The sequence below is a fragment of the Streptomyces sp. NRRL B-24484 genome, assembly GCF_000717715.1.
Taxonomy (GTDB): domain Bacteria; phylum Actinomycetota; class Actinomycetes; order Streptomycetales; family Streptomycetaceae; genus Kitasatospora.
The window spans coordinates 12,196-38,425 of record NZ_JOAI01000026.1 but is presented as its reverse complement, the minus strand read 5'-3'; the positions used below and the strand labels follow the sequence as shown (position 1 = coordinate 38,425).

The following is a 26,230-nucleotide window of genomic DNA, read 5'->3' as shown; positions in this document are numbered from 1 at the left end:
CCGCGCCGCCGGTAGCGTCCCGGCGCATGACCGAGCAGGCCGAGCAGACCGCCGGCCGGCGGCCCGAGGGCCGCGGCCGTCCGCCGCACGCACCGGACCCGCAGGAGGACCGCCGGGAGGCCGACCTGCGGCGGGCCGAGATCCGGCGCCTGGGCGCCAAGTACGCCGAGTGCCACGCCGAGCTGCTGAGGAGGCTGGGGGAGTGAACCGCCTGGAGACCGCCGAGCTGCTGGAGCTCGCCGCCTTCGCGTGCCGGGGCCGTCCGGCCGAGCTCCGCGAGCCCGGCCTGCTGGACTCCGCCGCGCACCGGCCGTCCGCCGGGATGTTCGGCGTGGAGTTCCACCCGGGCGTCTTCGACAAGGCCGCCGCACTGCTGCACGCGGTGGCCTCGAACCACCCCCTGGTGGACGGCAACAAGCGGACCGCGTGGATGGGCGCGGTCGTCTGCTGGACCTCGCGGGCGCCGACATGGCCGGGGTCGACCAGGACGCGGCGTACGACCTGGTGGTGGCCGTGGCGGCCGGCGAGGTCACCGACGTCGGGGTGATCGCGGAGCGGCTGCGGGCGCTGCACGGCGGTCGAGCCTGAGTCGGCGAACCGGAGCGGCCCGGTAGGCTGGGCTGGTTGTCCGACGACCGCCCGACAGCGGGCTGGGGCCGCGAAGACCGCCCTGACCTGCGACGATCCCCTCCGGAGCCCGTGAGTACCGCCGCCGCCTCCCCGATGTCGCCGCTGTTCTCCGACGTTGCCTCGCCGCACGCGTCCGTCCGCCCGGCCGGCACGTCGAACGCCTCGCACCACCTGTCGCCGGCCTTCCCCGGCCGTGCTCCCTGGGGCACGGCCGGCAAGCTCCGCGCCTGGCAGCAGGGTGCGCTCGACTCGTACATCGAGAAGCAGCCGCGCGACTTCCTGGCGGTCGCCACCCCGGGCGCCGGCAAGACGACCTTCGCCCTGACCCTGGCCTCCTACCTGCTGCACAACCACCTGGTGCAGCAGGTGACGGTCGTCGCACCGACCGAGCACCTGAAGAAGCAGTGGGCGGAGGCCGCAGCCCGGATAGGCATCCGGCTGGACCCGGCCTACTCCTCGGGCCCGCTCTCCAAGGACTACCAGGGCATCGTGGTCACGTACGCGGGCGTCGGCGTCAACCCGATGCTGCACCGCAACCGCACGGAGGCCCGCAAGACCCTCGTGATCATGGACGAGATCCACCACGCCGGTGACTCGAAGTCCTGGGGCGAGGCCTGCTTCGAGGCCTTCGAGCCCGCCACCCGGCGGCTGGCGCTGACCGGTACGCCGTTCCGCTCGGACACCAACCCGATCCCGTTCGTCGCGTACGAGGCGGACACCGACGGGCTGCGCAAGTCCGTCGCCGACTACACCTACGGCTACGGGCACGCGCTGGCGGACCACGTCGTCCGCCCGGTGATCTTCCTCTCGTACAGCGGCAACATGCGCTGGCGGACCAAGGCCGGCGACGAGCTGGAGGCCCGGCTCGGCGAGCCGATGACCAAGGACCTGATCGCGCAGGCCTGGCGCACCGCGCTCGCGCCGCAGGGCGAGTGGATCCCGAGCGTGCTGCAGGCCGCCGACCGGCGGCTCACCGAGGTCCGCAAGGCGATCCCGGACGCCGGCGGCCTGGTCATCGCGACCGACCAGAACGTGGCCCGGGCCTACGCCAAGCTGCTGCGCGAGATCAGCGGCGAGAAGGTCACCCTCGTCCTCTCCGACGAGGCGGAGGCCTCCCAGCGGATCTCCGACTACGCGGCCGGCACCTCGCGCTGGATGGTGGCCGTCCGCATGGTGTCCGAGGGCGTCGACGTGCCCCGGCTGTGCGTCGGCGTGTACGCCACCTCGATCTCCACCCCGCTGTTCTTCGCGCAGGCCGTCGGCCGCTTCGTGCGGGCCCGCAAGCGCGGCGAGACGGCCTCGGTCTTCCTGCCGACCATCCCGATGCTGCTCGGCTTCGCCAACGAGATGGAGCTGCAGCGCGACCACGTCCTCGACCGGCCGAAGAAGGAGGGCGAGGGGCTCTTCGACGAGGAGGACCGGCTGCTCGCCGAGGCGGAGAAGGCCAACGACGGGCCGGACGGCGGCGGCGAGGAGTTCTCCTACGAGGCGCTGGGCAGCGACGCGGTCTTCGACCGGGTGCTGTACAACGCCATGGAGTTCGGCATGCAGGCGCACCCGGGCAGCGAGGAGGAGGAGGACTACCTCGGCATCCCGGGCCTGCTGGAGCCGGACCAGGTGCAGATGCTGCTGCAGAAGCGGCAGCACCGGCAGATCCAGCGATCCAAGGCCAAGCCGGCCGAGGAGGCCGACCTGATCGAACTGCCCGCCGAGCAGCGGCCGGTGGTGACCCATCAGGAGCTGCGCGAGCTGCGCAAGGAGCTGAACGCGCTGGTCGCGGCCTGGCACCACCGCACCGACCAGCCGCACGGCACCGTCCACAACGAGCTGCGCCGGCAGTGCGGCGGGCCGCTGACCGCGCAGGCCACCGCGAACCAGCTGAAGGCGCGGATCGCGAAGATCCGGGAGTGGGCGAAGGGCTGACGCCCGTTCGGGGTGACGGGGGTTCGGGCGGAGTCTCCCGACTTGGCAAAGAAAGTGTGGAGACGCGCGGTCATATGATCCGTTAATCTTCCGCGTGCCCGGCGCCGACAAGGACCTCAGCGAGGTGACGGTCGGCGCCCCGTCCCACATGCCGAGACTTCGCCGTCCCGTACGGCGGGCCGGCCGCGCACCCGACGAGGAGCCCCTCCGTGGCGTACACCGCCCAGAACCCCGAGCTGTCCGACAAGTCCAAGGTCGTCGCAGGCCTCCTGCAGATCTTCCTCGGCGGCTTCGGCATCGGCCGCTTCTACACCGGCCACGTCGGCATGGGCGTCGCCCAGCTGCTCACCTGCGGCGGTCTCGGCGTCTGGGCCCTGATCGACGGCATCCTCTTCCTGGTCAGCGACACCCGCACCGACGCCCAGGGCCGCACGCTGCGCGCCTGACCGTGCGTCCGGTCCGGATCCGGCGGCACCCCCGCCCCGCGAGCAGCGGGGGCGGGGGCGTCCGCCGTCGTACGGCGGCCCTGCGGCACCCGGCGGCCGGACCGCTCGGCCTGCTCGCGGCCGGCCTCGCCGGCGCCGGGTACCTGTACACCCGCGATCCCCACCTGCCCGGGCAGGCGCTGCCCTTCTGCCCGTTCCACCGCCTCACCGGCCTGCAGTGCCCCGGCTGCGGCGGCACCCGGATGGCCTGGGACCTGCTGCACGGCGACCTGCCCGCCGCCTGGCACGACAACGCCGCCCTGCTGCTCGCACTGCCCCTCGTCGCCGCCTGGTACCTCGCCCGGCTGCGGCACGGCCTGGCCGGCCGCACCTGGCGGCTGCACCTCGGCCCCCGCGCCGTCGCCGCCCTGCTGGCCGCGGCGGCGCTCTGGACGGTCGGCCGGAACCTGCTCTGAGCGCCCCGGTCCGGGACCCGCCGTGTCCGGGTTCCGGTCAGATATCGAACACGTGAGCCATTCAAGGCCCGAAATATGGGCTTAATGTCCGTATTTGCGTCTCGACTTTGCGTCGATGATGACCGAATTTTGGACAACTACTTCCGCAGCCCGCCGGGAGTTCACTACCTTCTCCCCACGCTCGCTCGAAGGACCACCCCCACCCCGGACGAGCACCGCGGAGCTGTGCCCTCGTCGATGGCGCCGAGCCAGCTGCTCCAGCGCGGACACCCACCTGCGCGTGACACCTCCGTCCCGGCCCGAGCCCCACGCCGGCGCCGGTGCCCGCCGCGGAAAGGACTTGCGCGTCGTGACTGCCGAAACCTCCCAGACCCTGGACCGTGGTGTCCGGGTCCTCAAACTCCTCGCCGACTCCGAGCGCGGCCTGACCGTGACCGAGCTCGCCGCCCGGCTCGCCGTCAACCGCACCGTGGTCTACCGACTGCTGGCCACCCTGGAACAGCACGGCCTCGTCCGCCGCGACATCGGCGGCCGCGCCAGAGTCGGCCTCGGCGTGCTGCGGCTCGCCCACCGCGTCCACCCGCTGCTCCGCGAGGCCGCCCTGCCGGCCCTGCGCAGCCTCGCCGAGGACCTCGGCGCGACCGCCCACCTCACCCTGGTGGACGGCAACGAGGCCCTCGCCGTCGCCGTGGTCGAACCCAGCTGGACCGACTTCCACGTCGCCTACCGGACGGGCCTGCGCCACCCGCTCGACGAGAGCGCCGCCGGCCGCGCCATCCTGGAGGCCCGCGGCTTCCCGAACCAGCGCCGCCCCGAGCAGGGCTTCGTGATCACCCGCGCGGAGGAGCAGTCCGGCGCGAGCGGTGCCGCGGCCGCCCTCGTCGGCCTCAGCGGCATCGAGGGCAGCGTCGGCGTCGTGATGCTGAACGGCCTGGTGCCCGAGCGGGTCGGCCCGCGCGTCGTCGAGGCGGCCACCGAGGTCGCCGACGCGCTGCGCTGACCCCGCTCCGCGGGCCCGGCGGCCCCGCCGGTGTGGTTCGATGCGGGATGTGTCTCCTGCGAAGCTGCCCACGGCCCTGACCGCCCCCAAGACCCGCGCCCTGGCGCTGTGCACCGCCCTGGTGCTCGCGCTGTTCGGGGTCACGGCGTTCGTGCCGCTGCCGTTCACGCTCACCCAGCCCGGGGTCACCGCGGACACCCTCGGCAGCTACAACGGGGTGCCGGTCATCACCGTCACCGGCACCCCGGTGCGGACCACCGCCGGCAAGCTGCTCGCCACCACCATCTCCGCCACCAACGCCGGCGAGAAGATCAGCTTCCGCACCGCCCTCCGGGCCTGGATCCGCGAGGACGAGGCGGTGCTGCCGACCGAGGCCGTGTACCCGCAGAGCAACCCCGGCAAGGCCGAGCAGGAGACCGCCCAGCAGATGGCCGAGTCGCAGGACAGCGCCACCACGGCCGCGCTCTCCTACCTGCACCTCTCGCCCTCCCAGGTCACCGTGAAGATCGACCTCGGCGACATCGGCGGGCCCAGCGCCGGCCAGATGCTCAGCCTCGGCATCATCGACAAGATCGCCGGGAACGGCCGCGGCGGCGACCTCACCGGCGGCCGGGTGGTGGCCGGCACCGGCACCATCGACGACCAGGGCGTGATCGGCGCGGTCGGCGGCGTCGCCCTGAAGACCCGGGCCGCCGCCCGGGACGGCGCCACCGTCTTCCTCGTCCCCGCCTCCGAGTGCTCCGACGCCCAGGTCGACACCCCGCAGGGCCTGCGGCTGATCCCGGTGGCCACGCTCGCCTCGGCCGTCGCCGCGCTCGACGCCCTCGAAACGGGCGGCTCCGTGCCCAGCTGCTGACCCCGCGCCGACGCGCCCGCCCCGGCACCGCCGGGCCGCCCGGTCACTCCCGGGCGGCCTGCTCCACCAGTGGCAGGATCCGGTACGGCACCGGGTTCTCCAGGGCGATCGCGGTGGACGCCCGGACGATCCCGTCGAAGCCCACCACCCGGTCGATCACCCGCTGCAGGTCCGCGTTCGACCGCGCGACGATCCGCACCAGCATGTCGCCCTGCCCGGTGATCGTGTGCAGCTCCAGCACCTCCGGCACCGCCGCCAGGTGGGCCCGCACGTCACTGCCCTGGCCCTGCGAGATCTCCAGCGTCGCGAAGGCCGTCACCGGGTAGCCGAGCGCCCCCGGATCGACCTGCGGACCGAACCCGCCGATCACCCCGCGCGCCTGCAGCCGGTCCAGCCGCGCCTGCACCGTGCCGCGCGCCACCTGCAGCCGCCGGGAGCACTCCAGCACACCGATCCGCGGCTCCTCGCTCAGCAGCCTGATCAGCTTTCCGTCGAGTGCGTCGATCGCGTCGTTGGGTGAGTGCACAACCGCTCCGTCCGCCGGCCCGGTCCGACGGTCGGTCGTGCCGGTGGGCAATCTGTCCAGTGGATGCGGCCATTCTCCGGTCCCCCGGGGCACCTTGCCCAGGAGGAAACGGAACAGTTGCGCGCCCGACCGGCCCGCGCGACCCTCCTGCACACCCCGGCAGGCGGACGCTCCGCCCCCGAACCGCCCCCGGGGCGACCCGGGGAGGCCCGCCATGACCGCGCACATCGCCAACACCCGCTACGCCGCCCGCCCCTGCGCCTCGCCCGAGGCGCCGCCGTCCGCCGGAGCCGGCCCGCTCGCCGCCACCGACGCCCTCGTCCTCGCCGTCCGCGACGCCCGCCGGGCCGCCCGCCACTACCGCGACGCCCTCGGCATGCGCTGCACCGCCTACACCGGACCGGAGACCGGCAACCCCCACCTGCGCGCCTACGTCCTGGAGGCCGGAGGCGCCCGCTGGGTGGTCGGTTCGGCGACCGGCACCCGCGGCCGGCTCGCCCGCCACCTAGCCGACCACGGCGAGGGCGTCCTGGAGGTCGCGCTGCGGGTGCCCGACGTGCACTGGGCCTTCGACTACGCGGTCGACCGCGGCGCCCTCGCCGTCACCGAGCCCCACGAACTGAGCGACCGTCACGGCACCGTCGTGCTCGCCGCGATCGGCACCGGCGGACCCGTCCGCCACGTCCTGGTCGACCGGACCGGCTACACCGGCCCCTACCTCCCCGGCTACGTCGCCCCGCCGGCCGCCGGACCGGCCGCGGCCTCACCCGACCGCGAACGGACCGACGGCAGGGGGCTCAGCGGACGACGGTCTGGACGTCCGGAGGGTGGCCGTTCCAGGTGACGAACACCGAATTGGCCTTGTCGTCCTTGGAGAAGTCGATCCGCATCCAGTGGTCGCCGTTCCACACCTGCACCTGCCAGCCCGCGTCCGGCGTCGCCGAGACCAGGTCCGCCCGGTCCGGGTGGATGTCCAGCGCCACCCGGCCGCCCGGCACCAGGTAACTGCGCACCGAGGTCGGCGAGGCCGACTTCACCGTCGGCGACGCCGACCGGATCGGACTCGGCAGCGTCGGCGCCGCCGACGGCGAGGGAGGCGCCGACGACGTCGAGGGCGAGGGGTCGGCCGGAGCGGTCGACCCCGGATCCGCCGCCGAGTCCGTCGCCGAGGCCGCCGGCGGCAGGCTCGCCGCCGCCTGCGTGGTCGCGGACGGCAGCGGCACCGCCTGAGGCCGTTCGAAACCCGCCTCGGTCAGCACCGTGTGCACGCCGTACCAGGACAGCGCCACCGCCGCTCCGGTGGCCACCGCCCACGCGCCGATCTGTACCAGTCCGCTCCGCATCGTCCGCACATCCTGCCGCATCCCGCGCGGCCGCAGCGCCCCGGGCCCGGCAACGCTGTGAAACGTCCGCGCCGGAGCACGGGCAATCAACGCATAACGCCCGAGGTACAGACCAATGGGGGCCCCATGCCGTACCGTGCAGGGCCATGGCAACAGTGCTCGTGGTCGAGGACGACCCCTTCGTACGCTCCGCGCTGATCCGACACCTCGCCGAGACCGGCCACGCGGTGCGCAGCGTCGGCACCGCGTTGGAGGCACTGCGCGAGGTCGCCCAGGTCGGCTGCGACCTGGTGATCCTCGACCTCGGACTGCCCGACCTCGACGGCAGCGAGGCGCTCAAGATGATCCGCGGCCTCACCAACGTGCCCGTCATCATCTCCACCGCCCGCGACGACGAGGCCGAGATCGTCCGCCTGCTCAACGCCGGCGCCGACGACTACCTCGTCAAACCGTTCTCCCCCGAGCACCTGACGGCCCGGATGGCGGCCGTGCTGCGCCGGCTCGGCGGCGGCGCCGCCCCCGCCCCGCAGGTGCTGCGGGTCGGCGGCCTCGCCATCGACGTGCAGCGCCGCGAGGCCGCCCTCGACGGCCGGGCACTCGACCTGACCCGCCGTGAGTTCGACCTGCTCGCCTTCCTCGCCGCCCGGCCCGGCGTCGTGGTGCCGCGCAAGGAGATACTCGCCGAGGTCTGGCGCCAGACCTACGGCGGCGACCAGACCATCGACGTCCACCTGTCCTGGCTGCGCCGCAAGCTCGGCGAGACCGCGTCCCGGCCCCGCTACCTGCACACCGTCCGCGGCGTCGGCGTGCGGCTGGAGGCCCCGAGCGGCACGGTCGCCGACCCGGTGGGCCGCCTGACATGACACCCCCCGGCACCGGGCCGACCGGCGGGGACGCCGCGGCCCCGGACACCGCCCCCGCCACGAGACCCCGCTTCACCCGCTCGCTGCGCTGGGCCCTCGTCAAGGCCGCCGTCGCCGGCACCACGATGGTCGCGCTGGCCTTCCTCATCCCGCTCGGCCTGATGGTCCAGCAGACCGCCAGCGACCGCGCCTTCACCGCCGCCGAACGGCAGGCCGCCGCCCTCGGACCGGCCCTCGCCATCACCACCGACCAGGACCCGATCGCCCGCGCCGTCGCCTCCACCGACGCCGGCGCGCACGACCGGATCGCCGTCCACCTGCCCTCCGGCGGCATCGTCGGCGAGGGCCGGGCCGCCGCCGCCGACCTCGCCACCGCCGGCGGCGACCGCAGCGACGGCAGCGGACGCGCCTTCACCGTCCACGTCGCCGGCGGCTTCGCCCTGCTCCAGCCGGTCGCCGTCGAGGGCGGCCGGATCGCCGTCGTCGAGGTGTACGTCGCCGAGGCCGACCTCAGCCGAGGCGTCGGCACCGCCTGGCTGGTGCTCTCGCTCGTCGCGCTGGTCCTGGTCGCGATCGCCGTGCTGGTCGCCGACCGGCTCGGCGCCCGGATCGTCGGCTCCGCCCGCCGCCTCGCCGGCGCGGCCCGCTCGCTCGGCGCCGGCAACCTCGCCGTCCGGGTGCCCGTCGACGACGCCCGCGCCAAGGGCGCCCCCGAGGAACTCCGCGAGGCCGGCCAGGCCTTCAACGCCATGGCCGACCGGGTCGTCCACCTGCTCGCCGCCGAACGCGAACTCGCCGCCGACCTCTCGCACCGGCTGCGCACCCCGCTGACCGTGCTGCGGCTCAACGCCGCCTCGCTCGGCAGCGGCGACGCCGCCGACGCCACCCGGCACGCCGTCGCCCAGCTGGAGCGCGAGGTCGACCAGATCATCCGCTCCGCCCGGCGCGGCCGCGACGAGACCCCCGCCGTCCAGCTGGGCTGCGACGCCGCCGAGGTGATCCGCGAACGGGTCGGCTTCTGGTCCGCGCTCGCCGAGGACGAGGGCCGGCCCTGGCAGCTCGCCGGCGCCGACGCTCCCGTCCACGTCCCGGTGCAGCGCGGCGACCTCGCCGCCGCCGTCGACGCCCTGCTCGGCAACGTCTTCCGGCACACCACCATGGGCACCGCCTTCTCCGTCGACGTGCTGGCCACCGAGAGTTCCGTCATCGTCCTGGTCGGCGACGCCGGACCGGGCTTCACCGACCCCGAGGCCGCCATCGAACGGGGCTCCGGCCACGGCGGCGAGGGCTCCACCGGCCTCGGCCTGGACATCGTCCGCAAGCTCACCGAGGCCACCGGCGGCGACCTCGCCCTCGGCCGCTCCGCCGGCCTCGGCGGCGCCGAGATCCGGCTGCGCCTGCAGACCCGGCCGTCCGGCGACAGCCCGCGGGCCGGCCGGCGGCGACGGGTGCGGCCCGGCCGCCGCCGCACCGCCGGGGTCGAGTAGCCGGTCGCCGGGCCGGGCCGGGCCGGGCCGGGCTTCGGTCCTCGGTGTGCCGCTCGGGCGGGGGGCGTCGGGCCGTCGGGTCCGGGCGCGAGCTCCGGGCAGGTGGTCCGGGGCCCCGGCCTTAAGAGCTCCCTAAGAGAGGCTCACCCCTTCCTGAGCAGCGGTTTCACCGGGTTTACGGGCCGGTAGCGTCGGCGGCGCCGGGTCGGTCAGGGCCCGGTCCGACCCGTCTCAGCGGAGGTACCCGACCATGCCGAGCCAGCCCGTCCGACGTCAGGGACACCGCCGTCGCAGCCGCAAGGGCGCCGTCGTCGGAGCCTCCGCGATCGCCACCGTGATCGTCGCGGGCGGCGTGGTCGCCCTCGCCTCGTCCGCCAGCGCCGCCTCGCTCGGCGCCGTGTACAGCCGCACCAGCACCTGGGACAGCGGCTACACCGGCCAGTACGTCGTCAGCAACAGCACCTCCGCGGCGATCGACGGCTGGACGCTCAGCTTCGACCTGCCGACCGGCGCCAAGATCTCCTCGCTGTGGAACGCCAGCTACACCGCCTCCGGCCAGCACATCACCGTGAAGCCCGAGTCCTGGAACAAGCGGATCGAGTCCGGCCGCACCGTCGACATCGGCTTCGTCGTCCAGGGCGCCGGCGGCGCCCAGGGCGAGCCCGGCCACTGCCTGATCAACGAGGTCTCCTGCAGCACCGGTCCCGCCCCCACCCCCTCCGGCCGGCCCACCACCGCCACGCCGAAGCCGACCCCGAGCCCGACCGGCAGCACCTCGAAGCCGACCGCCACCCCGACCCCCACCGCGACGAAGACCACCGCCTCGCCGACCCCCACCAGCACCGGCACCCCCGGCGGCGGCCGCTTCGCCCCCTACGTCGACACCTCGCTCTACCCGGCCTTCGACCTGGTCGGCACCGCCAAGGCCACCGGCGTGAAGCACTACACCCTCGCCTTCGTCGTCTCCGGCGGCGGCTGCACCCCGAAGTGGGGCGGCGTCAGCGACCTCTCGACCGACGCCGTGGCCGCCCAGATCGGCGCGCTCCGCGCGGCCGGCGGCGACGTCCGGGTCTCCTTCGGCGGCGCCAACGGCAGCGAACTCGCCACCGCCTGCTCCTCCGCGGGCGAGCTCGCCGCCGCCTACCAGAAGGCCGTCGACGCCTACGGCCTGACCAAGGTCGACTTCGACGTCGAGGGCGGCGCGCTCGCCAACACCGCGGCCAACACCCGGCGCGCCCAGGCGATCGCCCAGCTCCAGCGCACCGCCGCCGGCAAGGGCAAGGCCCTGGACGTCTCCTTCACCCTGCCCGCCCTGCCCAGCGGCCTGACCCAGGACGGCATCAACCTGGTCGCCAACGCCAAGGACAACGGCGTGCAGGTCGGCGCGGTCAACATCATGGCGATGGACTACGGCGACGGCGCCGCCCCCAGCCCGCAGGGCCGCATGGGCAAGTTCGCCATCGACGCCGCCACCGCCACCCAGGCCCAGATCAAGGGCGTCCTCGGCCTCTCCGACAGCGCCGCCTGGGCCAAGACCGCCGTCACCCCGATGATCGGCGTCAACGACGTCGCCAGCGAGGTCTTCACCGTCGCCGACGCCACCCAGCTGGCCGAGTTCGCCAAGACCAAGCACCTCGCCTGGCTGGCCATGTGGTCCGGCACCCGCGACAAGGCCTGCCCCGGCGGCGCCAAGGCCTTCGCCGACGCCACCTGCAGCAGCATCGACCAGCAGCCGCTCGCCTTCACCCGCGCCTTCGGCGCCTACACCGGCTGACCGACCCCGCGACCGCGCGCGGCGCCCGTCCGCCCGCACGCAGGCCGCGGCACACGGCGGCACCCTCCGGAGCACGGGGCCGGAGGGTGCCGTCGTGCTTCCGTCCCGGCTACCCGCGCCGCCCGCCGTACGCCGTACGCCGGCCGCTGCTCCGAGCTGTGGAGCGGCGGCCGTCCGCCGTCGTGGCCTGGGGGTCCGCGGGAAGCGTCGGGTAGTGTCGCAGCTGGTTCACCGGCGGACGGAGCGGAATGTGACAGCGGTGCGCGAGGCCGACCGGACGGACGGCCGGCAGCCCGAACGGCAGTCCCGGCCCACCCCGGACGACGGACGGCGACAGCTCCCGAACCCGCTCGGGGCCCCGCTGCGGGCGCTGCGCGAAGCCCCGCGTGGCCCGCTCACCGCGGCCGCCGTCGCCGCCGTGGTCTCGCTGCTCGCCTACGCCACCGTCCGGCACGCCGTCGGCACCTCGATGGTCGACATGATCGTCTACCGGGCGGAGGGCGCCGCCGTCGCCCACGGCCGCGACCTCTACGCACTGCGGGTCACCGAGTGGAACCTGCCCGCGACCTACCCGCCGTTCGCCGCGATGCTCTTCGTGCCGACCACCTGGTTCGGCATCGGCGTCCTGCGGGTCGCGATCACCGCCGGCAACATCGCCCTGCTCGGCGTGCTCGCGCACCTCTCGTTCAAGCTGGTCGGCTGGCCCCGCCGGGAGCTGCGCCCCGTCGGCATCCTGCTGGTCACCGGCCTCGGCGTCTGGCTCGAACCCGTCTTCACCACCCTGCGCTACGGCCAGATCAACCTCGTCCTGGCCTGTCTGATCCTCTGGGACCTCAACCGCCCCGACGGCCGCGGGACGGCCGTCGGCGGACCGCTGCGCCGCCTCCCCAAGGGCGTCGCCATCGGCATCGCCGCCGGCATCAAGCTCACCCCCGGCCTGTTCGCCGTCTACCTGATGATCACCGGCCGGGTGCGGTCCTCCCTCACCGCCGGCCTCACCTTCCTCGGCACCGTCGGCCTCGGCGCCCTGCTGCTCCCCGACGCCACCTGGGGCTTCTGGACGAAGTACCTCTACGACTCCAGCCGGGTCGGCAAGACCGAGATCGTCGACAACCAGTCCGTCCGCGGCGCCGTCGCCCGCCTGCTGCACACCGCGGACCCCGGCACCCTGGCCACCCTCGCCGGAGCGACCGTCGCCGTCGCCGGACTCGCCACCGCCGCCTGGGCCCACCGCAGCGCCCGCTGGCTGCCCCGCGGCGAGGCCTGGGGCATCTGCTGCGCGGCCGTCACCGCCGTCCTCATCTCACCGATCAGCTGGACCCACCACTGGGTCTGGTGCGTGCCGCTGCTCGTCCTGCTCGCCGCCGAGGCCGCGCACGAGCGCTCCCGGCCGGCCGCCGTCCGGCGGCTGCGCTGGCGGCCGATCCTCGGCGCGACGCTGCTCGCCTTCCTCTCCTTCGCCATGTGGGTCGTCCCGCACAAGGGCGACCTCGACCTGCACCTCGCCCCGCTCGCCCAGGCCCCCGCCGCCGTCTACCCGCTGGTCGGCGTCGGCTTCCTGGCCGTGGCCGCCGCCCGGGTCGTGGCGCGCCGCCGGGCCGCCGGCGAACCACTGCTCCGCCTGCCCGAACAGCGCCCCGGCTCCTGGGCCGACGGCCGCCGCTCCGAGGGCCGCCGCTCCGAGGGCCGCGTCCGGGCCTAGGCCTCCGGGCCCGGGTACCTGCCGGGCCCCGGCCGGGGACGGCCCGTGCGGCTTCGGCAGGCCCCCGCGGCGTGCCGTGGCCGTCCGGACCGTCCTGTGCGTCCCGTTCGGCCGGTGGCGGCTCGCCGGGGCACCGCAGGGCCCGTTCACCCGGGCGTGAAGCCCGGCTGCCGGGCGGCCGTTCACTCGGGCGTGGGGCCGCTCGCGCCCGCCGTTCACGCCAGCAGCTCGGCCAGGCAGTGGTCCATGTCCAGCTCCGCCAGCTCGCCGCCCGGCGGCACGAGCCGGTGCGCCCGCTCCAGCCACCCCGCCACCGGTGCCATCGGCGCCTCCAGCAGCGCGTCCCCCGCCGGGGAGCTCAGCGCCAGGCACAGCACACCGCGCCGCCCCGACCGCTTCGGCCAGAGCCGCACGTCGCCCTGACCGCACGGCCGGAACGTCCCTTCCACCAGCAGTTCACGTGCGAACACCCAGGTCACCGGGTTGCCCGTGTCCAGGTGGAAGGTCGCGTGCACCGCCAGCGGGTCGTGGCTGCCGTACGACAGCCGGGCCGGCACCGGCACGCTGCGCTCCGGCGACAGCACCAGCTCCATGTCCAGCTCCAGCTCAACCACGCTCGGGGTCCGCTCCATGGCCGGATCCTCTCCGCTCGACCGGGCCGCCGTCCGGCCCCTCGGAAGAGGAGAGCGGCCTCCCCGCGCGCTCTTACACGGGTTCGGGAAGGAGTGTTTTTCCGGAGAACCCCCGGGAAGGGCGGGCCGGAAGTACTACCCTTTGTGACTGTCTGGCGACTGTCCGCCTGCGCTCCAAGCGCCATCGGCGCTGCCACGAAAGAAGAACCGCATGACGGACCGACCCAACGGCGGCGCCTCGGACACCGCCGTCGGCCCCATGCCGGGCTACTACCCGGACCCGTCCATCCCGGGTTTCGTCCGTTACTGGGGTGGCACCGGGTGGGTCCCCGGCACCACCCGCCCCGCGCCCGCCGAGGGCGAGGTCCTGGAGCCGCCGCGCATCGTCAGCCGGCAGACCCCGCCGCTCGTGCCCCCGACCGCCGCCCCGCCGACCGCCGGTCGGTCGACCGCCGGTCGGTCCGCCGGCGATCGCCCGGCCGCCGGTCCGTCCCCGGTCATCGAAGCGCCGTCGGCCGCCCCGGGCCCCTCCGCCGACACGGCACCGGCGGAACCCTCCCGGGCCGAGGTGCCGGCACCGGCGACGCCGTCGCTGCCGGACTGGCCGTCCCCGCCGCTCTCGGACTCGGACACCCGGACCGGACCGGTGTACTTCGACGAGACGTCCGCCGGGGCCTCGTTCGTGATGGCCGCCCACGCCGAGGTCGAGCTGCGCCCCCGCGCGGACGTCGAGCCGCTGCGGGCCGAGCAGCCCGCGCTGCGCCCCGTCCCGCCGACCGTGGTGCCCCCGCCGGCCGCGGTCGCCGTACCGTCCGCCCGCTCGGCGCCGTCCGAGGTCCTGTCCCCGGTGGCGCCGGGGGAGCAGCCGCCGGCCGCGGAGGAGTCGGAGGAGCGGATCCCCGCAGCGCGGACGGGCGGTTCCGGCTGGCAGGCCGACCCGAGGGCGCAGCGCGGCCTGCTGGAGACCGGCGCCGCCCCGCGCTGGGTGTCCTGGGGCGTCCTGCCGACCGGGGCCGAGGCGGACGCCGGTCCTGCCGACGTCGCGCACGTGGCGGCGCCTCCGTCCTTCCCCGCGCCGGCCCCCGTCCGGGCCGTGCAGACGCTGCAGGAGGCGCCTTTCGCGGCCGCCACCGCCACGGCCACCGTCGCTCCCGAGGTCGGGGCGGAGGTGCAGCCGGTGGTGGCCGAGCCGGTGGAGACGGAGTCGGAAGTCGCGGCGGAGGAGCCGGTGCCGGCCGTGACCGCCGAGGCCGAACCCGTCGAACCCGTCGAACCCGTCGGGCCTGTGGTGGCTGCCGCGACCGCCGCGGAGGCTCCGGCCGGGACGGCGGCGCCGGTGGCGGGTGCCGAGCCGGCGGGCCAGCCCGTCGAGCAGCCGCACACGGCATCCGAGCCGGACGGGAGCGGTGAGCGGATGCCCCGGGAGGCTCCTGGCGCGGCGCACCGTGCCGCTGCCGCCCGTCCCGCCACTGCCCGCCCGGCGGCTGTCCGGGCCCAGGCCGTCACTCCGGTGGAAGGCCGAGCCGCGGAGCAGGCCGCGTCCCGGGCCGCGGACCGTCCCGTGCCGGACCGGCGCTCGACCCGGCAGGCCCCGGCCGGCCAGGCCGCAGCGCGGCCGACCGCGGCCGGGCGTGCGACCGAACAGCGGACGGCCGAGCAGCGTCCCGCCACGTCCGCGCGCAAGGCGGCCACGAGGCCTGCCACGAAGCCGGCTGCGAAGCAGGCCACGAAGGCCGCGAAGTCCGGCCCGAAGCCGGAGCCCGTGCAGTCGGCCGGGCTTGCCCGCCGACTGGCCGCGCGGATCGTGGACTCCCTCGTGGTCCTGGTGGTCGCGGCCGCCGCCGGGGTGCCGCTGGGCACGGAGGCCGCCGCGCACCTCCGGGAGAAGCTCGACCAGGCGCGGGCGGCCTCCGCACTCGCCGGCCACGAGGTGCGGGTGTGGCTGGTCGACGGAGTCGTCCTCGGCAAGGTGGGCGTCCTGATCGGCGTCCTCGTGGTGTTCGGCGTGCTGTACGAGGTGCTGCCGACCACCCGGACCGGCCAGACCTTCGGCAAGCGGCTCGTCCGGATCCGGGTGGTCGACGCCCGCGGTGCGGGAACCGGTCGGCGCACCCCGCCCTCCTTCAGCCGGTCGCTGGTGCGATGGGCCGTCAGGCAGCTGGCGGTGCTGATGCCGGTCGGCCTGCTGTGGCCGCTGTTCGACCGCCGGGCCCGCCGCGGCTGGCAGGACCGGGCGGCCGCCACCCGTGTCGTGAAGGGCTGAGCGGACGTCACCGCAGGGGCGCGCCGTCGGCCCGCCCGGGCGGCGCCTCCGGGTGGTGGTGCGCGGCCCGGCAACCCGTCGAAACGTACCGAATATGCCGATTCCGTGGCATTCCCGGTGTTCTACTCGGTGCATGAGCACCAATGACCCCTCAGGCCAGGAGCCGGAAGGGGGCGGCAAGCCCTCCTTCGACAAGCAGCCCCCGCGGGAGGGCGCGCCGTCGGGTGAGCCGTCCGACCCGTACGGTGCACCCCCGCCGCCCCCGCCGCCCCCGCCGCCGGCGGGCAGTCCGTACGACGCCCCCGGCGAGTTCACCGGGACCTACGGTGCCCCGCCGCCCGGCTTCGGGACGGGCCCCGGGTCGGCACCACCGCCGGCCCCCGGCACGGAGCCCGGTGCCGGCCCGGTGCCCGGCATGCCGCCGCTCGGCAGCTGGCCCAACCGGATCGTCGCCACCGTGGTGGACTTCGTCCTGGTCGAGGCGGTCGCGGTGGCGCTGGTGGTCCCGTTCGCCAGCTTCGGCAAGCAGGACGGCTGGGTCGGTGCCACCTGGCTCGGCTACCTGCTCTGGCTGGTCTACGGCGGCCTGATGCTCAGCAGGGACGGCCAGACGCTCGGCAAGAAGCTGATGAAGGTACGGGTCGCCATGCTGGCCGACGGCAGCGTCCCCGGCCCGGCGGCCGCCTGGACCCGGGCCGCGGTGTTCATCGTCCCCGCACTGATCTGCTGCGGCGGACTCTGGTGGCCGATCGACGGCCTCTTCGGCGTCTTCGACAAGCCGTACCGGCAGTGCATCCACGACAAGGGGGCCAAGACGGTCGTGGTCACCACGGCGGCCTGACGCCGGCCAGGGATGGGGTCGGGCGGCGGGAGCCAGGAGGAACGATTCGCCGCCGGACCGCCGGGGGCAGAACGATCCGCGGGGCGCCGCCGGGGTCAGGTCCGGCCGCGGCCCGCGGAAGCAGGGGAGTGCGGAGGCAGCGGTGCTCGCGGGGGTCAGGACCGGCCCGCGTACTCCGGCCGGGGCCCCGGAACGGTCGCCCCTTCGGGAGCCGCAGCCGCCCGGGTGGGGTCCGTCGCGGCCGTCGCGTCGCGGCCGTCGCGCCGCTGGGCGGAGAGCGTCATCAGCAGGGCCGTCGCCAGCGTCCCGAGCGCCACGGCGAAGGCCACCAACACCGCGACCTCGAACACGCCCGTGGACCCGGAGACCGCCAGCAACGCGACGGCCGATGCGACGACGGTGAAGGTGCCGGTGCAGATCTGAGGGAGGGTCGGACGCGGCATGGCGGTCAGTCCTTCATGCGGAGTCGGTGGGGGAGCCGGTCGGTCGGGGCCCGGGAGAGGTCCATCCGGAGGTCTACCCAGCACGGCGGACCTCTACGTCCAGCGTAATCCCGCACACGCCGGGCACGAGGGGCGCACTGGTTCACGCCCGACCGCCCCCGATGCCACGGCGCTGCGCCCCTGACCCGCCGGGGTCGGTACGGTGATCGTCGGAACACCGTCATGACACCTGGGGGAGATTGTGAGCGTTCCCGCCGACTGGCCGGTCGAGGAGGCCGAGGCACTCGCCGTCCAGCAGCGCCTGCGACCACTGGTGCGTGCCACCGGACCGGCGCCCGCGGCGGGTTCGCTGGTGGCGGGCGTGGACGTGGCCTACGACGACGAGCGTGACGTGGTCGCCGCCGCAGCCGTCCTGCTCGACTACTCCACGCTGGAGGTCGTCGACGAGGTGACGGCCGTCGGTCCGGTCGCCTTCCCCTATCTCCCCGGCCTGCTGGCCTTCCGTGAACTCCCGGCCGTCCTGGAGGCGCTCGCCGGCCTGCAGCACCAGCCCGACCTGGTGGTCTGCGACGGGTACGGGCTCGCCCACCCCCGCCGCCTCGGCCTGGCCAGCCACCTCGGCGTCCACACCGGCCTGCGGACCGTCGGTGTCGCCAAGACCCCGTTCACGTTCACCCACCTGCCGCCCGGGCCCGAACGCGGCGCCTGGTCCCCGCTGACGGACGGCGGCGAAGAGGTCGGTCGGGCCGTCCGCACCCGGCAGGGCGTCAAGCCGGTCTTCGTCTCCGTCGGCCACCGCATCGGCCTGGCGGAGGCCGTGGAGACGACGCTGGCCCTCACCCCCTCGTTCCGTCTCCCCGAGACCACCCGCCGCGCCGATTCGCTCTGCCGTCGCGCGCTGGCCGCCGCCGTCGCCTGACGGAACGACAGTTGGCGGCCTGCGCCGCGCCGCAGGTCAGCCGCGAGGCCCCGACCAGCCCGTGAGGGGTTGGTTTTGGCCCGACGTGGCATGTGTTAGACATAAGGGTCAGGGCCCGGGTCATGACGCCAGGAAGTACGGGGGAGGCACGAAAGACGTGAGCACGGGGAGCGGTTCCGGCTACCGCGTGGAAGTGGACAACCTGCGCGCGTTCGCGTCGCAGGTACGGGGACTGTTGGGTGAGTTCGAGTCCGCCGCGGGCGGCTCCCGGGTGCACAGCCAGAGCGGGGTGAGCCGCAGCGCGTTCGGCTCCTTCCCCGAGGCCGAGGCTCTGCACGCCCGGTACGAGGACATGCGGAACAGCCTGCGGGACGTCCTGGACGCACTCCAGCAGGCCATCGAGGAAGCCCAGCACAAGGCCGAGCTGACGGCGCGGAACTACGAGGAGCAGGAGCACGAGACCTCCCACTCCCTCAAGGTCAACTCCGACGGCTGGTCCGTGGGCAGCACCGCCACGCCCGTCACCGCGGCGTACCGGTCGAACAGCAGCGCCGGTCCTGCGGTGGGCCCGAAGGGTCCCACGGGCAGCTCGCCTGCAGGCAGTGGAGACCCGCAACCGTCGTGGTAGTGAACGACGTCCCAGACAGGGACAGCCAGCTTGAGGCCGAATTCGGGACGGGGACGGAAGGCGTCCGAGCATGAGCGGATACACGAACTTCAACGGCTACAGCCACGGTGACATGCGGGGCATGGTCCAGTCGATGGACTCAGGCGGCGTCATGGCGGCCAGCGACCCCTGGCGCAAGGCCTCCGACACGCTCAAGCAGATCCGCACGGCGCTGAACACCGCCTCCGCGGACGCGACCTCCGCATGGGAGGGCGAGACCAGCGACGCCTTCTACACGAAGATGACCAGGCTCGCCAACGCCGTCAACAACGCGGCTGCGTACGCCAACGACGCTGCGCAGACCATGCAGATGATGTCCGAGGCGATCGACACCGCCAAGCGGGACATGCCCGAGGAGCCGAGCTTCTGGGACAAGGCCGGCGACGCGGTCAGCGACACCGCCAAGTCCGCCGTCGGCGTCGACGACGAGGACACCCGGACCGCCGTCACCGACGAGAAGAAGGCCCAGGCGGTCGCGGTCATGGAGACGCTGGCGGCCAAGTACCGGGTGGCGACCTCCAACCTGAAGCCGCCGCCACGTGGCCAGGAGGACATCGAGGATCTTCCGGCACCTGATTCGTCTGCAGCCAGCGCGATCAGCGGTCTGCTGGTGGGCGGTGGAATGGGGCTTGCCGGAGGATCCGGCTCCGGTGCGGCGGCGGGCTCCGCCACCGTCCGCCGTTCCTCGTCGACGGCCTCGCCGCAGTCGCCGAAGACCTCCACGGCCCGCATCACGGACAGCGGCATCAGCGGTGGTACGGCCAACCCGACGCCCAAGCCCAAGTCACCGACTCCGGCGGGTCCGGGCACCGGCATCGACGGTGCCACCATGACCAACCGGCCGCCCACCACGAGCGGTCCTGGCACGGGTCCGGGTCACGCCGGCCCGGGTGGCACAGGCGGGGGTCAGCACGGAGGCGGTGGCAGCGTCATCGACGCCGGCCTCGGTGGTGGCGGTGGTCGCGGCGGTTCCGGAGGTGGCGGTGGCGGCCGCGGCGGTTCCGGAAACGGCGGCACCGGTCTCGGCCGTGGTGGCGCCGGTGGGAACGGGAGTGGCGGCGGTCTCGGCCGTGGCGGCAGTGCCTTCGGCGCGAGCGGCATGGGCGGTGGCAACGGCCTCGGCTCGGGCGCCGGTGGTCGGTCGGCCGGTGGCGGTGCGGGCGGAAGCCTCGCGCGTCGCGGCGGCGGGGTGGTCGGCGAGGCCGGGACGGGTGGCGCGGGACGCGGCTCCTTCACCGAGGGCGGCTCGGGTCTCGGCCGCAGCCGTCCCGGACAGGGTGCGGCCGGCGCAGGTGGCCAGGGCCACGGGATGCCCGGATCGCAGGCCGGCAAGAAGAAGGACAAGAAGGACGACAAGCGGCGTCCCGACTACCTCGTCGAGGACGAGGAGACGTGGGCGTCGGGGCAGCGGGCCAACCCCGACGTGGTGGAATGATCCCCAGCACCCCCAGGTGCACCCACAGCTGATCGGGCGTCTCGTCGCTGCTCCGGCGACGAGACGCCCACCGGACGGATGAGGTGACGACGGCTTGACGACCAACCGACCGATGCGGGGTATGGCCGTACTCGCTGCGGGCGCCCTCGTGTGGGGGATCAGTGCCGGGCCGGCGAGCGCGGACAGTGTCCGGGACGGCCAATGGGCCCTGCAGAACTACCACGCCACGACCGATGTCTGGCCCATCAGTCAGGGCGAGAACGTCACCGTCGCGGTCATCGACTCAGGTGTGGCTGACCACCAGGACCTCACCGGACAGGTACTTCCGGGCGCTGACTTCTCCAACGAGAGCGGTGTTGACTACAAGACCGACAAGGTCGGCCACGGGACCGGCATGGCGAGTCTCATTGCCGGGCACGGCCACGGTGGTGACACGGGGATCATGGGTCTTGCGCCGAAGGCCAAGATCCTCCCGGTGCGTATCGGTACGTTCGACATCGACAGTGGAAGTGCTGGCTCCGGTGACATTGCGGCGTCCATTCGGTACGCGGTGGATCACGGCGCCAAGGTCGTCAACATGTCGATCGTCGGCGGTACTGCGGAGGACAAGGCAGTTCGGGACGCCGTGAAGTACGCGGTGGACAAGGATGTTGTGCTGGTCGGATCTGCCGGCAACTTCGGCTCTGACCGCCCTGTGATCTATCCCGCGGCCTTCCCCGGAGTTGTAGCGGTTACGGCCGTCGACCGGCAGGGCGGTGTTTGGGACAAGGCGAATACCGGTCCCGAAATGACCCTGGCCGCGCCTGGTGTGGACATCTACAGTGCCACCGCCAAGTCGGCCTCCAGCTACGGCAAGGGCAACGGTACTTCCGGAGCGGCTGCCTACGTCTCCGCCGTCGCGGCGCTCGTCCGGTCCAAGTACCCGAACCTCTCGGCCGGTCAGGTCATCAACCGGATGATCAAGTCGGCGATCGCCCCGCCGGACAAGTCGTCCGTCCCGAACAGCAAGTACGGCTACGGCATCGTCTCCGCCAAGGGCGCCCTCGCGCCGAACGCGGCGGTGGACAACGGGCCGAAGGAGAACCCGCTGCTGACGCGGGTGGAGTCGCAGGCCGATCCCTCGGGCAAGCCCTCCTCGGGCGCCTCGAAGCCGGCCCCGGGCACCAGTACGGCGCCCGGCAGCACCCCTGCCGCGGAGGACGACAGCGGCATCCCGGTCTACGTGCTGGCCATCGTCGGCGTCCTGGCGCTGGTGGTGATCGGCGGTGTGATCGTGCTGGTCCGCCGCTCGCGCGGGAACGGCAACGGCAGCGGCGGTGGTGGCAACGGTGGCGGTGGCGGCGGATTCGTGCCGCCGACCCCGCCTCCGTACGGCCCGGGCGCGCAGCAGTTCCCGCCGCAGCAGCAGGCGCCGTACGCCGGTCAGGGCCAGTCGCAGCAGTCCTCGTACGCCGGTCAGGGCCAGGGCCAGGGCCAGGGGCAGGGGCAGCCGCAGCAGTACGGATCCGCGCAGCCGTACCAGCAGTACCCGCCGCAGCAGCCTCCGGCGGGCGGTACGCCCTACCGCTGACACGCCTACGAACGGCGGAACGTTCGAAAACAGCGACGGCCCTTCGGGTACTGGTGGACTACTTGTCCCCAGCACCTGAAGGGCCGTCACATGTTGAAGAAGCTCTGCGCCGTCCTCGCCATGTCCGCCGCCGTCACCGTCTTCGCCGCCCCGGCGCCGGCCTTCGCGGACGGGCCCAAGACGCCGGAGGAGGCGGCGGTCTGCGAGGCGATGCTTTCGTCGGTGTTCCCGGGGCTGGGGCAGGCCGCGGTCGACGCGATCTGTGCGGTTCAGGACGACGACACCACCAGCTGAACCGTCCCGGTTTCCACAATCGTTGATTACGGACGGCTGCCGCCGCGCTAGGTTTGCGGCCGTGAATTGTTACACATGTGTTCGCACCGGCGACCCGGAAGGCCTGCCTCCGCGCGAGCTGATCGGCGGGGACGAGCACTGGCGGGTGGCCCACGCCTTCGGCTCCGCGCTGCCGGGGTGGCTCGTGCTGCTGCCCCGGCGGCACGTGACGGCGATCGCCGAGCTGACCGACGAGGAGGCCGCGGGCCTCGGCCACTGGCAGGTCCGGCTCTCCAGGGCGCTCGCCGAGGTGACGGGGTGCGCGAAGACGTACGTGGCGCAGTTCGCCGAGGCGGAGGGCTTCGCCCACGTGCACTTCCACATCGTGCCGCGCAGCCCGGGCCAGCCCGCGGAACTGCGCGGGCCGCGGGTGTTCGGCCTGCTCGGCAAGGACGCAGCCGCCGCGGTCGGGCCGGCCGAGATGGACCGGCTGGCCCACCGGCTCCGGGCGGCGCTGGCGGGCGGCTGACCCCGGCGGCCGAGCGCCCACCGACCGGCCGTCGGCCGTCGGCTGCAGGTCAGAGCTTCCGGTACATCACCAGCAGGTCGACGTAGCCGAGTTCGGCGTGCCGGAAGCCCTCGGGGACGGTGCCGACGGTCTCGAAGCCCAGGGACTTCCACAGCGCGACGGCCCGGTGGTTGGTCGCGACCACGGCGTTGTACTGGACGGCCCGGTAGCCGTCGGCGCGGGCCTGGGCGATGACGTGCTCGGCGAGCGCGCGGCCCACGCCGCGGCCCGCGTGGCGGGGGTCGACCATGAACCCCGCGTTGGCGATGTGCGAGCCCGGTCCGGCCTGGTTGGGGTGGGTCTCCGCGGTGCCGAGGACGGTGCCGTCGGCATCGACAGCGACCACCGTCCGGCCCGGAGGCCGCTTGAGCCACATGTCCCGGGCGTCGGCCTCGGAGATGTCCCGCGGCCAGGTGAAGGTGTCGCCCGCCGCGACGATGTCCCGCAGGAACGGCCAGATCGCGGGCCAGTCGTCCGGGGTCGCCTCGCGGACGGTCAGGCCCACAGGGGCGGCCGGTGCGGGCTCGGCCGTCGTGGTGTCGTGCTCGTGCTCGGTCATGCCAGTTCCTTCGAGAGCCAGATCTCGGCGTACGGGTCGTCGCCGTACGGGTCGGTCGGGCGGTATCCGAGTCGGGTGTACAGCGCGATCGCCTCGGTCAGGTCGCGGCGGGTGTTGAGCACCATCCGGGTCACCCCGCGGGCCCGTGCGACGTCCTCCGCGGCGGCGATCAGGCGTCGCCCGGCGCCGCCCCGGCGGGCGGATCGGGTGACGAACACCCTGGTCAGCTCGCCGGTGTCCGCCGAGAGCCAGCGGATTCCGGCGCAGGCCACCGGTGTCCGGTCGGCCCTGGCGAGCAGGAAGACCCCGCAGTCGCCGTGCAGGTCGGTGCCGTCGCCCGCCTCGTGGGCGATCTCCGCCTTCTCGGCCGGCCTGCCGTAGTAGCGGCTGATCAGTTCGTCGAGGTACGCGTGCAGCATCGCCCGGCAGTCGGGATCGCCGACCGGCGCGGGATCGATGGACCAGGTCTCGGGGGCAGCGACGTTCACCCGGTCATTCTCGGCGAACGCCCGCGACCGGACGCAACGCATTTATCGCGCTGTCCCGGCGTGGTGTCCCCGCCCGGTGCCTCTGCCGGACGTTCTCACCCGCGGCCTTCCGCTCGTGCCCGCCGCAGTCCGTGACCCGGCGGGTGTCCGACCGGCCCCGAGGAGGAGTGGGATCACCCGAAGGAATGAAGGATCTCGGGAACAGCGGAGTTGTCCACAGGCCGAGGGCTGGTTCCGTCCGGGCGGTTCGGATCGTGCTGCCATGGGGCCATGAACGAGCACCTCGTGATGCCCCGCGTCCCTCGCCTCCCGTGCGTCTCCCACATCCTCCGTGCCGTCTCGGCCGCGCGGCCGTGGGTGGGCTGCCGTGCTCTCCGACGCCGGCTCACCACCTGCTTCGGGCCGAGCGGTCGGGCCCGATGGCTGCCGTGGCCGCGCCCGGGTGCCGACCTCCCCGGCGACCGCGCGGGCCCTGCCGCCCACCCACCCCGGACGGAGTGCGCCCCCGTACGTCCCGGATGCCGACCCTCCGGGCCGAGCCACCACACCCGCCACGGAGCGACCCGCCACGGAGCGACCTGCGACGGAGCGACCTGCGACGGAGCGACCTGCGACGGAGCGACCTGCGACGGAGCGACCTGCGACGAACCCTGCCCCGTACACCTGCCCGGGCCCCGGTCCGAGATCCGACCCACCGCGACACCTGGGGCCGGCAGGTGGCAGCATCTTGGCGGTCACTGGCGTTCCCGCCACTGGTGGGGCGGGACCGGCCGGCGGCATCCTGGGTGCATGATCACTCCTGACACCAAGGACTGGACCTGGGTCCTCGACCGCTTCTGCGACGACTGCGGACTGGACACACCGGCCGTGGCCCGCGAGGACGTGCCGGCCATGGTGCGCGCCAACGCCGCCGAGTGGCAGCGACTGCTGGCGGCCGACCCCGCCGAGCTGCGGCGCCGCCCGCGGCCCGAGGTCTGGTCCACGCTGGAGTACGCCTGCCACGTCCGGGACGTCTTCCGCCTCTTCGACCAGCGGCTGGTGCTGATGCTCACCGAGGACGCCCCGCCCTTCGCCAACTGGGACCAGGACGAGACCGCGGTCGCCGAGCGCTACAACGAGCAGGACCCGGCCACCGTGAGCGTCGACCTGGCCGCTGCAGCCGAGCAGCTGGCGCAGTCCTTCGCCGGCGTGTCCGGTGAGCAGTGGCAGCGCACCGGCCTGCGGAGCGACGGAGCGCGGTTCACCGTCGAGACCTTCGCGCAGTACCTGATCCACGACCCCGTGCACCACCTGTACGACGTCACCGGCATCCGCCTCTGACCCTGCGTCCGTCCCGCTGCCGCCCCGTCCCCGCTGCCTCGCTGCCCCGCCGGCCGGCGAGGCCCGCGAGGCCGGGGCAACGGGGCGACCGGCCGCCCCGGCGGCGTCCGGAGACTGCCGGTCCTCAGGCCGTCGTCCAGCCCGGCTCCGCGGGCCAGGCGGGCAGCCCGTGCGGGGCGGCCTCGGCGAGCAGTTCCACCGGGCCGTCGCCGCTCCGGACGGCGAGCACGAACCGGTGCCGGTCGCCGATCCGCCGGGGCTCGAAGGCGATGTGCACGAAGGACGCGGTGGACGATGAGGATGCGGCCAGCCGGGCCAACTCCGTCTCCACCCGCGCCCATTCCTCCGCGGGGACGTACTGGCGCATGACCGAGTGCCAGACCACGGTGAGCGTCCCCTCGGCCACCTCGGCGTCGGCCAGGAAGTCGGCGGCGCCGGCGGCCTCGACCCGGGTGGGCAGCTCCGCGGCCAGCCGGAGCGCCCCCTCCAGACGGGCCGTCCGGGCCGGCTGGTCGGGCCACACGTACGCGCGCAGGGCGAGCGAGCCCTCCGCCGACCGCGGGTCGATCGGGGTGAGGTCGCAACCGCGGCGCTCCACGAAGGCGAGCGGCTCGGCCCGGGCGGGCAGCCAGGAGGGCGGCGCGCCGCGCCAGGCGTCGGGCAGCTGCACGGGCGAGTCGGCGGGCCCGCAGGAGTAGCCGGGGGAGGAGCAGTGGAAGCGGTCGGCCAGCTGGTTGAGGCCGGCACTGGAGCCGAGTTCGAGCAGCCGGATCGGCAGGCGCCGTTCGCCCAGGGTGTGCAGCAGGCCGGCGATCAGCAGGTTCGAGCGGCCGACCTCGTTGGTCTGCGGCGGCCGGGTCAGCCAGTCCCGGACCCACGGCAGGTTGTCGGCCACGGCCTGTCGGAAGGCGGGCCAGGCGGCCTCGGGCCGCGCCGGGTCGGTGCTGCCGCCGGCGCTCGGGTAGTGGGCGGCGAGGTCCGGGGCCCGTCCGGTGAGGACCAGGGCGTGCACGCCGCCGAGCAGCCGCAGTGCCACGGCCTGCGGCCCGGCGTCGTCCTCGTGGCCGGCGACGGCGGCCGCGCAGGGTCCGCCGTCGCGGACGTCGACCGCAGCGCGGTGCAGCAGGGCGGCGTACAGCGGGGAGCCGAGTTCGGCGCAGGCGGTGGCCTGCTGTTCGAACACGGCGACGGTGTGCTCGATGGACACGTGGGTTCTCCGTCCGGTCGACTGGAGATCATCATTCGCC

At 74.4% G+C, this 26,230-nt stretch carries 29 protein-coding genes; 22 read left to right on the top strand and 7 right to left on the bottom strand.

The window, feature by feature from the left end; translation table 11 throughout:
* Window positions 1-26: 26 nt before the first annotated feature.
* From IE98_RS0123285 to IE98_RS48205, 7 genes are all read left to right on the top strand, one after another.
* Window positions 27-206 carry a hypothetical protein gene (locus IE98_RS0123285; RefSeq protein WP_030271926.1) on the top strand — a complete coding sequence of 60 codons (180 nt, stop codon included), beginning with the start codon at window positions 27-29 and terminating at the stop codon, window positions 204-206.
* Window positions 203-547, top strand: coding sequence for a type II toxin-antitoxin system death-on-curing family toxin (locus tag IE98_RS42915; protein ID WP_420706212.1), 345 nt, complete (start codon window positions 203-205; stop codon window positions 545-547). The genes IE98_RS0123285 and IE98_RS42915 overlap by 4 nt, the downstream gene beginning before the upstream one ends.
* A gap of 176 nt (window positions 548-723) precedes the next feature.
* A complete protein-coding gene (locus tag IE98_RS0123275; RefSeq protein WP_052390863.1) occupies window positions 724-2,553 on the top strand; it encodes a DEAD/DEAH box helicase in 1,830 nt (609 codons plus the stop codon).
* Window positions 2,554-2,762: 209 nt separating this feature from the next.
* Window positions 2,763-2,999, top strand: coding sequence for a TM2 domain-containing protein (locus IE98_RS0123270; RefSeq protein WP_030271923.1), 237 nt, complete (start codon window positions 2,763-2,765; stop codon window positions 2,997-2,999).
* Window positions 3,000-3,079: 80 nt separating this feature from the next.
* Window positions 3,080-3,454: a DUF2752 domain-containing protein gene (locus IE98_RS0123265; RefSeq protein WP_030271921.1), complete on the top strand. Its 375-nt coding sequence runs from the start codon at window positions 3,080-3,082 to the stop codon at window positions 3,452-3,454.
* 349 nt (window positions 3,455-3,803) lie between these two features.
* The gene (locus IE98_RS0123260; protein ID WP_030271919.1) at window positions 3,804-4,454 is read left to right on the top strand and encodes an IclR family transcriptional regulator; all 651 of its coding nucleotides are present in this window, start codon (window positions 3,804-3,806) and stop codon (window positions 4,452-4,454) included.
* 40 nt (window positions 4,455-4,494) lie between these two features.
* Window positions 4,495-5,310 carry a hypothetical protein gene (locus tag IE98_RS48205; RefSeq protein ID WP_052390854.1) on the top strand — a complete coding sequence of 272 codons (816 nt, stop codon included), beginning with the start codon at window positions 4,495-4,497 and terminating at the stop codon, window positions 5,308-5,310.
* A 43-nt stretch (window positions 5,311-5,353) separates the two neighbouring features.
* Here IE98_RS48205 and IE98_RS0123250 read toward each other — a convergent pair whose 3' ends face one another.
* Window positions 5,354-5,836, bottom strand: coding sequence for an Lrp/AsnC family transcriptional regulator (locus IE98_RS0123250; RefSeq protein WP_030271915.1), 483 nt, complete (start codon window positions 5,834-5,836; stop codon window positions 5,354-5,356).
* Between the two features lie 214 nt (window positions 5,837-6,050).
* On the opposite strand from IE98_RS0123250, the gene IE98_RS0123245 reads away from it, so the two are divergent.
* Complete coding sequence (locus IE98_RS0123245; protein WP_052390853.1) at window positions 6,051-6,680, top strand: VOC family protein; 630 nt, start codon at window positions 6,051-6,053, stop codon at window positions 6,678-6,680.
* Here IE98_RS0123245 and IE98_RS48200 read toward each other — a convergent pair.
* Window positions 6,634-7,179 (bottom strand): hypothetical protein, encoded by a 546-nt coding sequence (locus IE98_RS48200; protein WP_030271912.1) that lies wholly within the window; start codon window positions 7,177-7,179, stop codon window positions 6,634-6,636. The two genes, IE98_RS0123245 and IE98_RS48200, sit on opposite strands and share 47 nt — an antisense overlap.
* 146 nt (window positions 7,180-7,325) lie before the next feature.
* Here IE98_RS48200 and IE98_RS0123235 point away from each other — a divergent pair, with 146 nt between their 5' ends.
* The 4 genes from IE98_RS0123235 (at window position 7,326) to IE98_RS0123220 (ending at window position 13,005) form a co-directional block, all read left to right on the top strand.
* Window positions 7,326-8,042, top strand: a complete 717-nt coding sequence (locus tag IE98_RS0123235; RefSeq protein WP_030271909.1) for a response regulator transcription factor — start codon at window positions 7,326-7,328, stop codon at window positions 8,040-8,042.
* 83 nt (window positions 8,043-8,125) lie between these two features.
* Entirely contained in the window at window positions 8,126-9,529 is a 1,404-nt protein-coding gene (locus IE98_RS0123230) for a sensor histidine kinase (protein WP_030271907.1), read from the top strand.
* Window positions 9,530-9,779: 250 nt separating this feature from the next.
* Window positions 9,780-11,303: a cellulose binding domain-containing protein gene (locus IE98_RS0123225; protein WP_030271905.1), complete on the top strand. Its 1,524-nt coding sequence runs from the start codon at window positions 9,780-9,782 to the stop codon at window positions 11,301-11,303.
* A gap of 250 nt (window positions 11,304-11,553) precedes the next feature.
* A complete protein-coding gene (locus IE98_RS0123220; protein WP_078661224.1) occupies window positions 11,554-13,005 on the top strand; it encodes a glycosyltransferase 87 family protein in 1,452 nt (483 codons plus the stop codon).
* A 215-nt stretch (window positions 13,006-13,220) separates the two neighbouring features.
* On the opposite strand, the gene IE98_RS0123215 is transcribed toward IE98_RS0123220, so the two are convergent.
* Entirely contained in the window at window positions 13,221-13,637 is a 417-nt protein-coding gene (locus IE98_RS0123215; protein WP_030271901.1) for an SsgA family sporulation/cell division regulator, read from the bottom strand.
* 211 nt (window positions 13,638-13,848) lie between these two features.
* On the opposite strand from IE98_RS0123215, the gene IE98_RS0123210 reads away from it, so the two are divergent.
* Entirely contained in the window at window positions 13,849-15,900 is a 2,052-nt protein-coding gene (locus IE98_RS0123210; protein ID WP_030271899.1) for an RDD family protein, read from the top strand.
* A gap of 133 nt (window positions 15,901-16,033) precedes the next feature.
* Window positions 16,034-16,741 (top strand): RDD family protein, encoded by a 708-nt coding sequence (locus IE98_RS0123205; RefSeq protein ID WP_043174884.1) that lies wholly within the window; start codon window positions 16,034-16,036, stop codon window positions 16,739-16,741.
* Window positions 16,742-16,896: 155 nt separating this feature from the next.
* Here the strand turns inward: IE98_RS0123205 and IE98_RS0123200 are convergent, their stop codons facing one another.
* Window positions 16,897-17,184, bottom strand: a complete 288-nt coding sequence (locus tag IE98_RS0123200) for a hypothetical protein (protein ID WP_052390852.1) — start codon at window positions 17,182-17,184, stop codon at window positions 16,897-16,899.
* A gap of 241 nt (window positions 17,185-17,425) precedes the next feature.
* On the opposite strand from IE98_RS0123200, the gene IE98_RS0123195 reads away from it, so the two are divergent.
* From IE98_RS0123195 to IE98_RS0123170, 6 genes are all read left to right on the top strand, one after another.
* The gene (locus tag IE98_RS0123195) at window positions 17,426-18,103 is read left to right on the top strand and encodes an endonuclease V (RefSeq protein ID WP_030271893.1); all 678 of its coding nucleotides are present in this window, start codon (window positions 17,426-17,428) and stop codon (window positions 18,101-18,103) included.
* Window positions 18,104-18,260: 157 nt separating this feature from the next.
* The gene (locus IE98_RS0123190; protein WP_030271891.1) at window positions 18,261-18,731 is read left to right on the top strand and encodes a hypothetical protein; all 471 of its coding nucleotides are present in this window, start codon (window positions 18,261-18,263) and stop codon (window positions 18,729-18,731) included.
* Between the two features lie 70 nt (window positions 18,732-18,801).
* Window positions 18,802-20,205, top strand: a complete 1,404-nt coding sequence (locus tag IE98_RS44925) for a WXG100 family type VII secretion target (RefSeq protein ID WP_052390851.1) — start codon at window positions 18,802-18,804, stop codon at window positions 20,203-20,205.
* Window positions 20,206-20,299: 94 nt separating this feature from the next.
* Window positions 20,300-21,775 (top strand): S8 family serine peptidase, encoded by a 1,476-nt coding sequence (locus IE98_RS46645; protein ID WP_159401031.1) that lies wholly within the window; start codon window positions 20,300-20,302, stop codon window positions 21,773-21,775.
* 90 nt (window positions 21,776-21,865) lie between these two features.
* Window positions 21,866-22,069, top strand: coding sequence for a hypothetical protein (locus IE98_RS0123175; protein WP_030271886.1), 204 nt, complete (start codon window positions 21,866-21,868; stop codon window positions 22,067-22,069).
* Between the two features lie 61 nt (window positions 22,070-22,130).
* Complete coding sequence (locus tag IE98_RS0123170; RefSeq protein WP_030271885.1) at window positions 22,131-22,577, top strand: HIT family protein; 447 nt, start codon at window positions 22,131-22,133, stop codon at window positions 22,575-22,577.
* Between the two features lie 49 nt (window positions 22,578-22,626).
* Here IE98_RS0123170 and IE98_RS0123165 read toward each other — a convergent pair whose 3' ends face one another.
* Window positions 22,627-23,175: a GNAT family N-acetyltransferase gene (locus IE98_RS0123165; protein WP_052390849.1), complete on the bottom strand. Its 549-nt coding sequence runs from the start codon at window positions 23,173-23,175 to the stop codon at window positions 22,627-22,629.
* Window positions 23,172-23,663: a GNAT family N-acetyltransferase gene (locus IE98_RS0123160; RefSeq protein WP_030271883.1), complete on the bottom strand. Its 492-nt coding sequence runs from the start codon at window positions 23,661-23,663 to the stop codon at window positions 23,172-23,174. The genes IE98_RS0123165 and IE98_RS0123160 overlap by 4 nt, the downstream gene beginning before the upstream one ends.
* 185 nt (window positions 23,664-23,848) lie before the next feature.
* Here IE98_RS0123160 and IE98_RS52625 point away from each other — a divergent pair, with 185 nt between their 5' ends.
* Together IE98_RS52625 and IE98_RS0123155 are read left to right on the top strand one after the other, a co-directional pair.
* Window positions 23,849-24,466 carry a pentapeptide repeat-containing protein gene (locus IE98_RS52625; protein WP_106976673.1) on the top strand — a complete coding sequence of 206 codons (618 nt, stop codon included), beginning with the start codon at window positions 23,849-23,851 and terminating at the stop codon, window positions 24,464-24,466.
* A complete protein-coding gene (locus IE98_RS0123155; RefSeq protein ID WP_030271882.1) occupies window positions 24,453-24,983 on the top strand; it encodes a DinB family protein in 531 nt (176 codons plus the stop codon). The genes IE98_RS52625 and IE98_RS0123155 overlap by 14 nt, the downstream gene beginning before the upstream one ends.
* A gap of 124 nt (window positions 24,984-25,107) precedes the next feature.
* Here the strand turns inward: IE98_RS0123155 and IE98_RS0123150 are convergent, their stop codons facing one another.
* On the bottom strand, window positions 25,108-26,190 hold the full coding sequence (locus tag IE98_RS0123150; RefSeq protein WP_043174880.1) for a DUF2332 domain-containing protein: 1,083 nt from the start codon (window positions 26,188-26,190) through the stop codon (window positions 25,108-25,110).
* Window positions 26,191-26,230 lie beyond the last annotated feature (40 nt).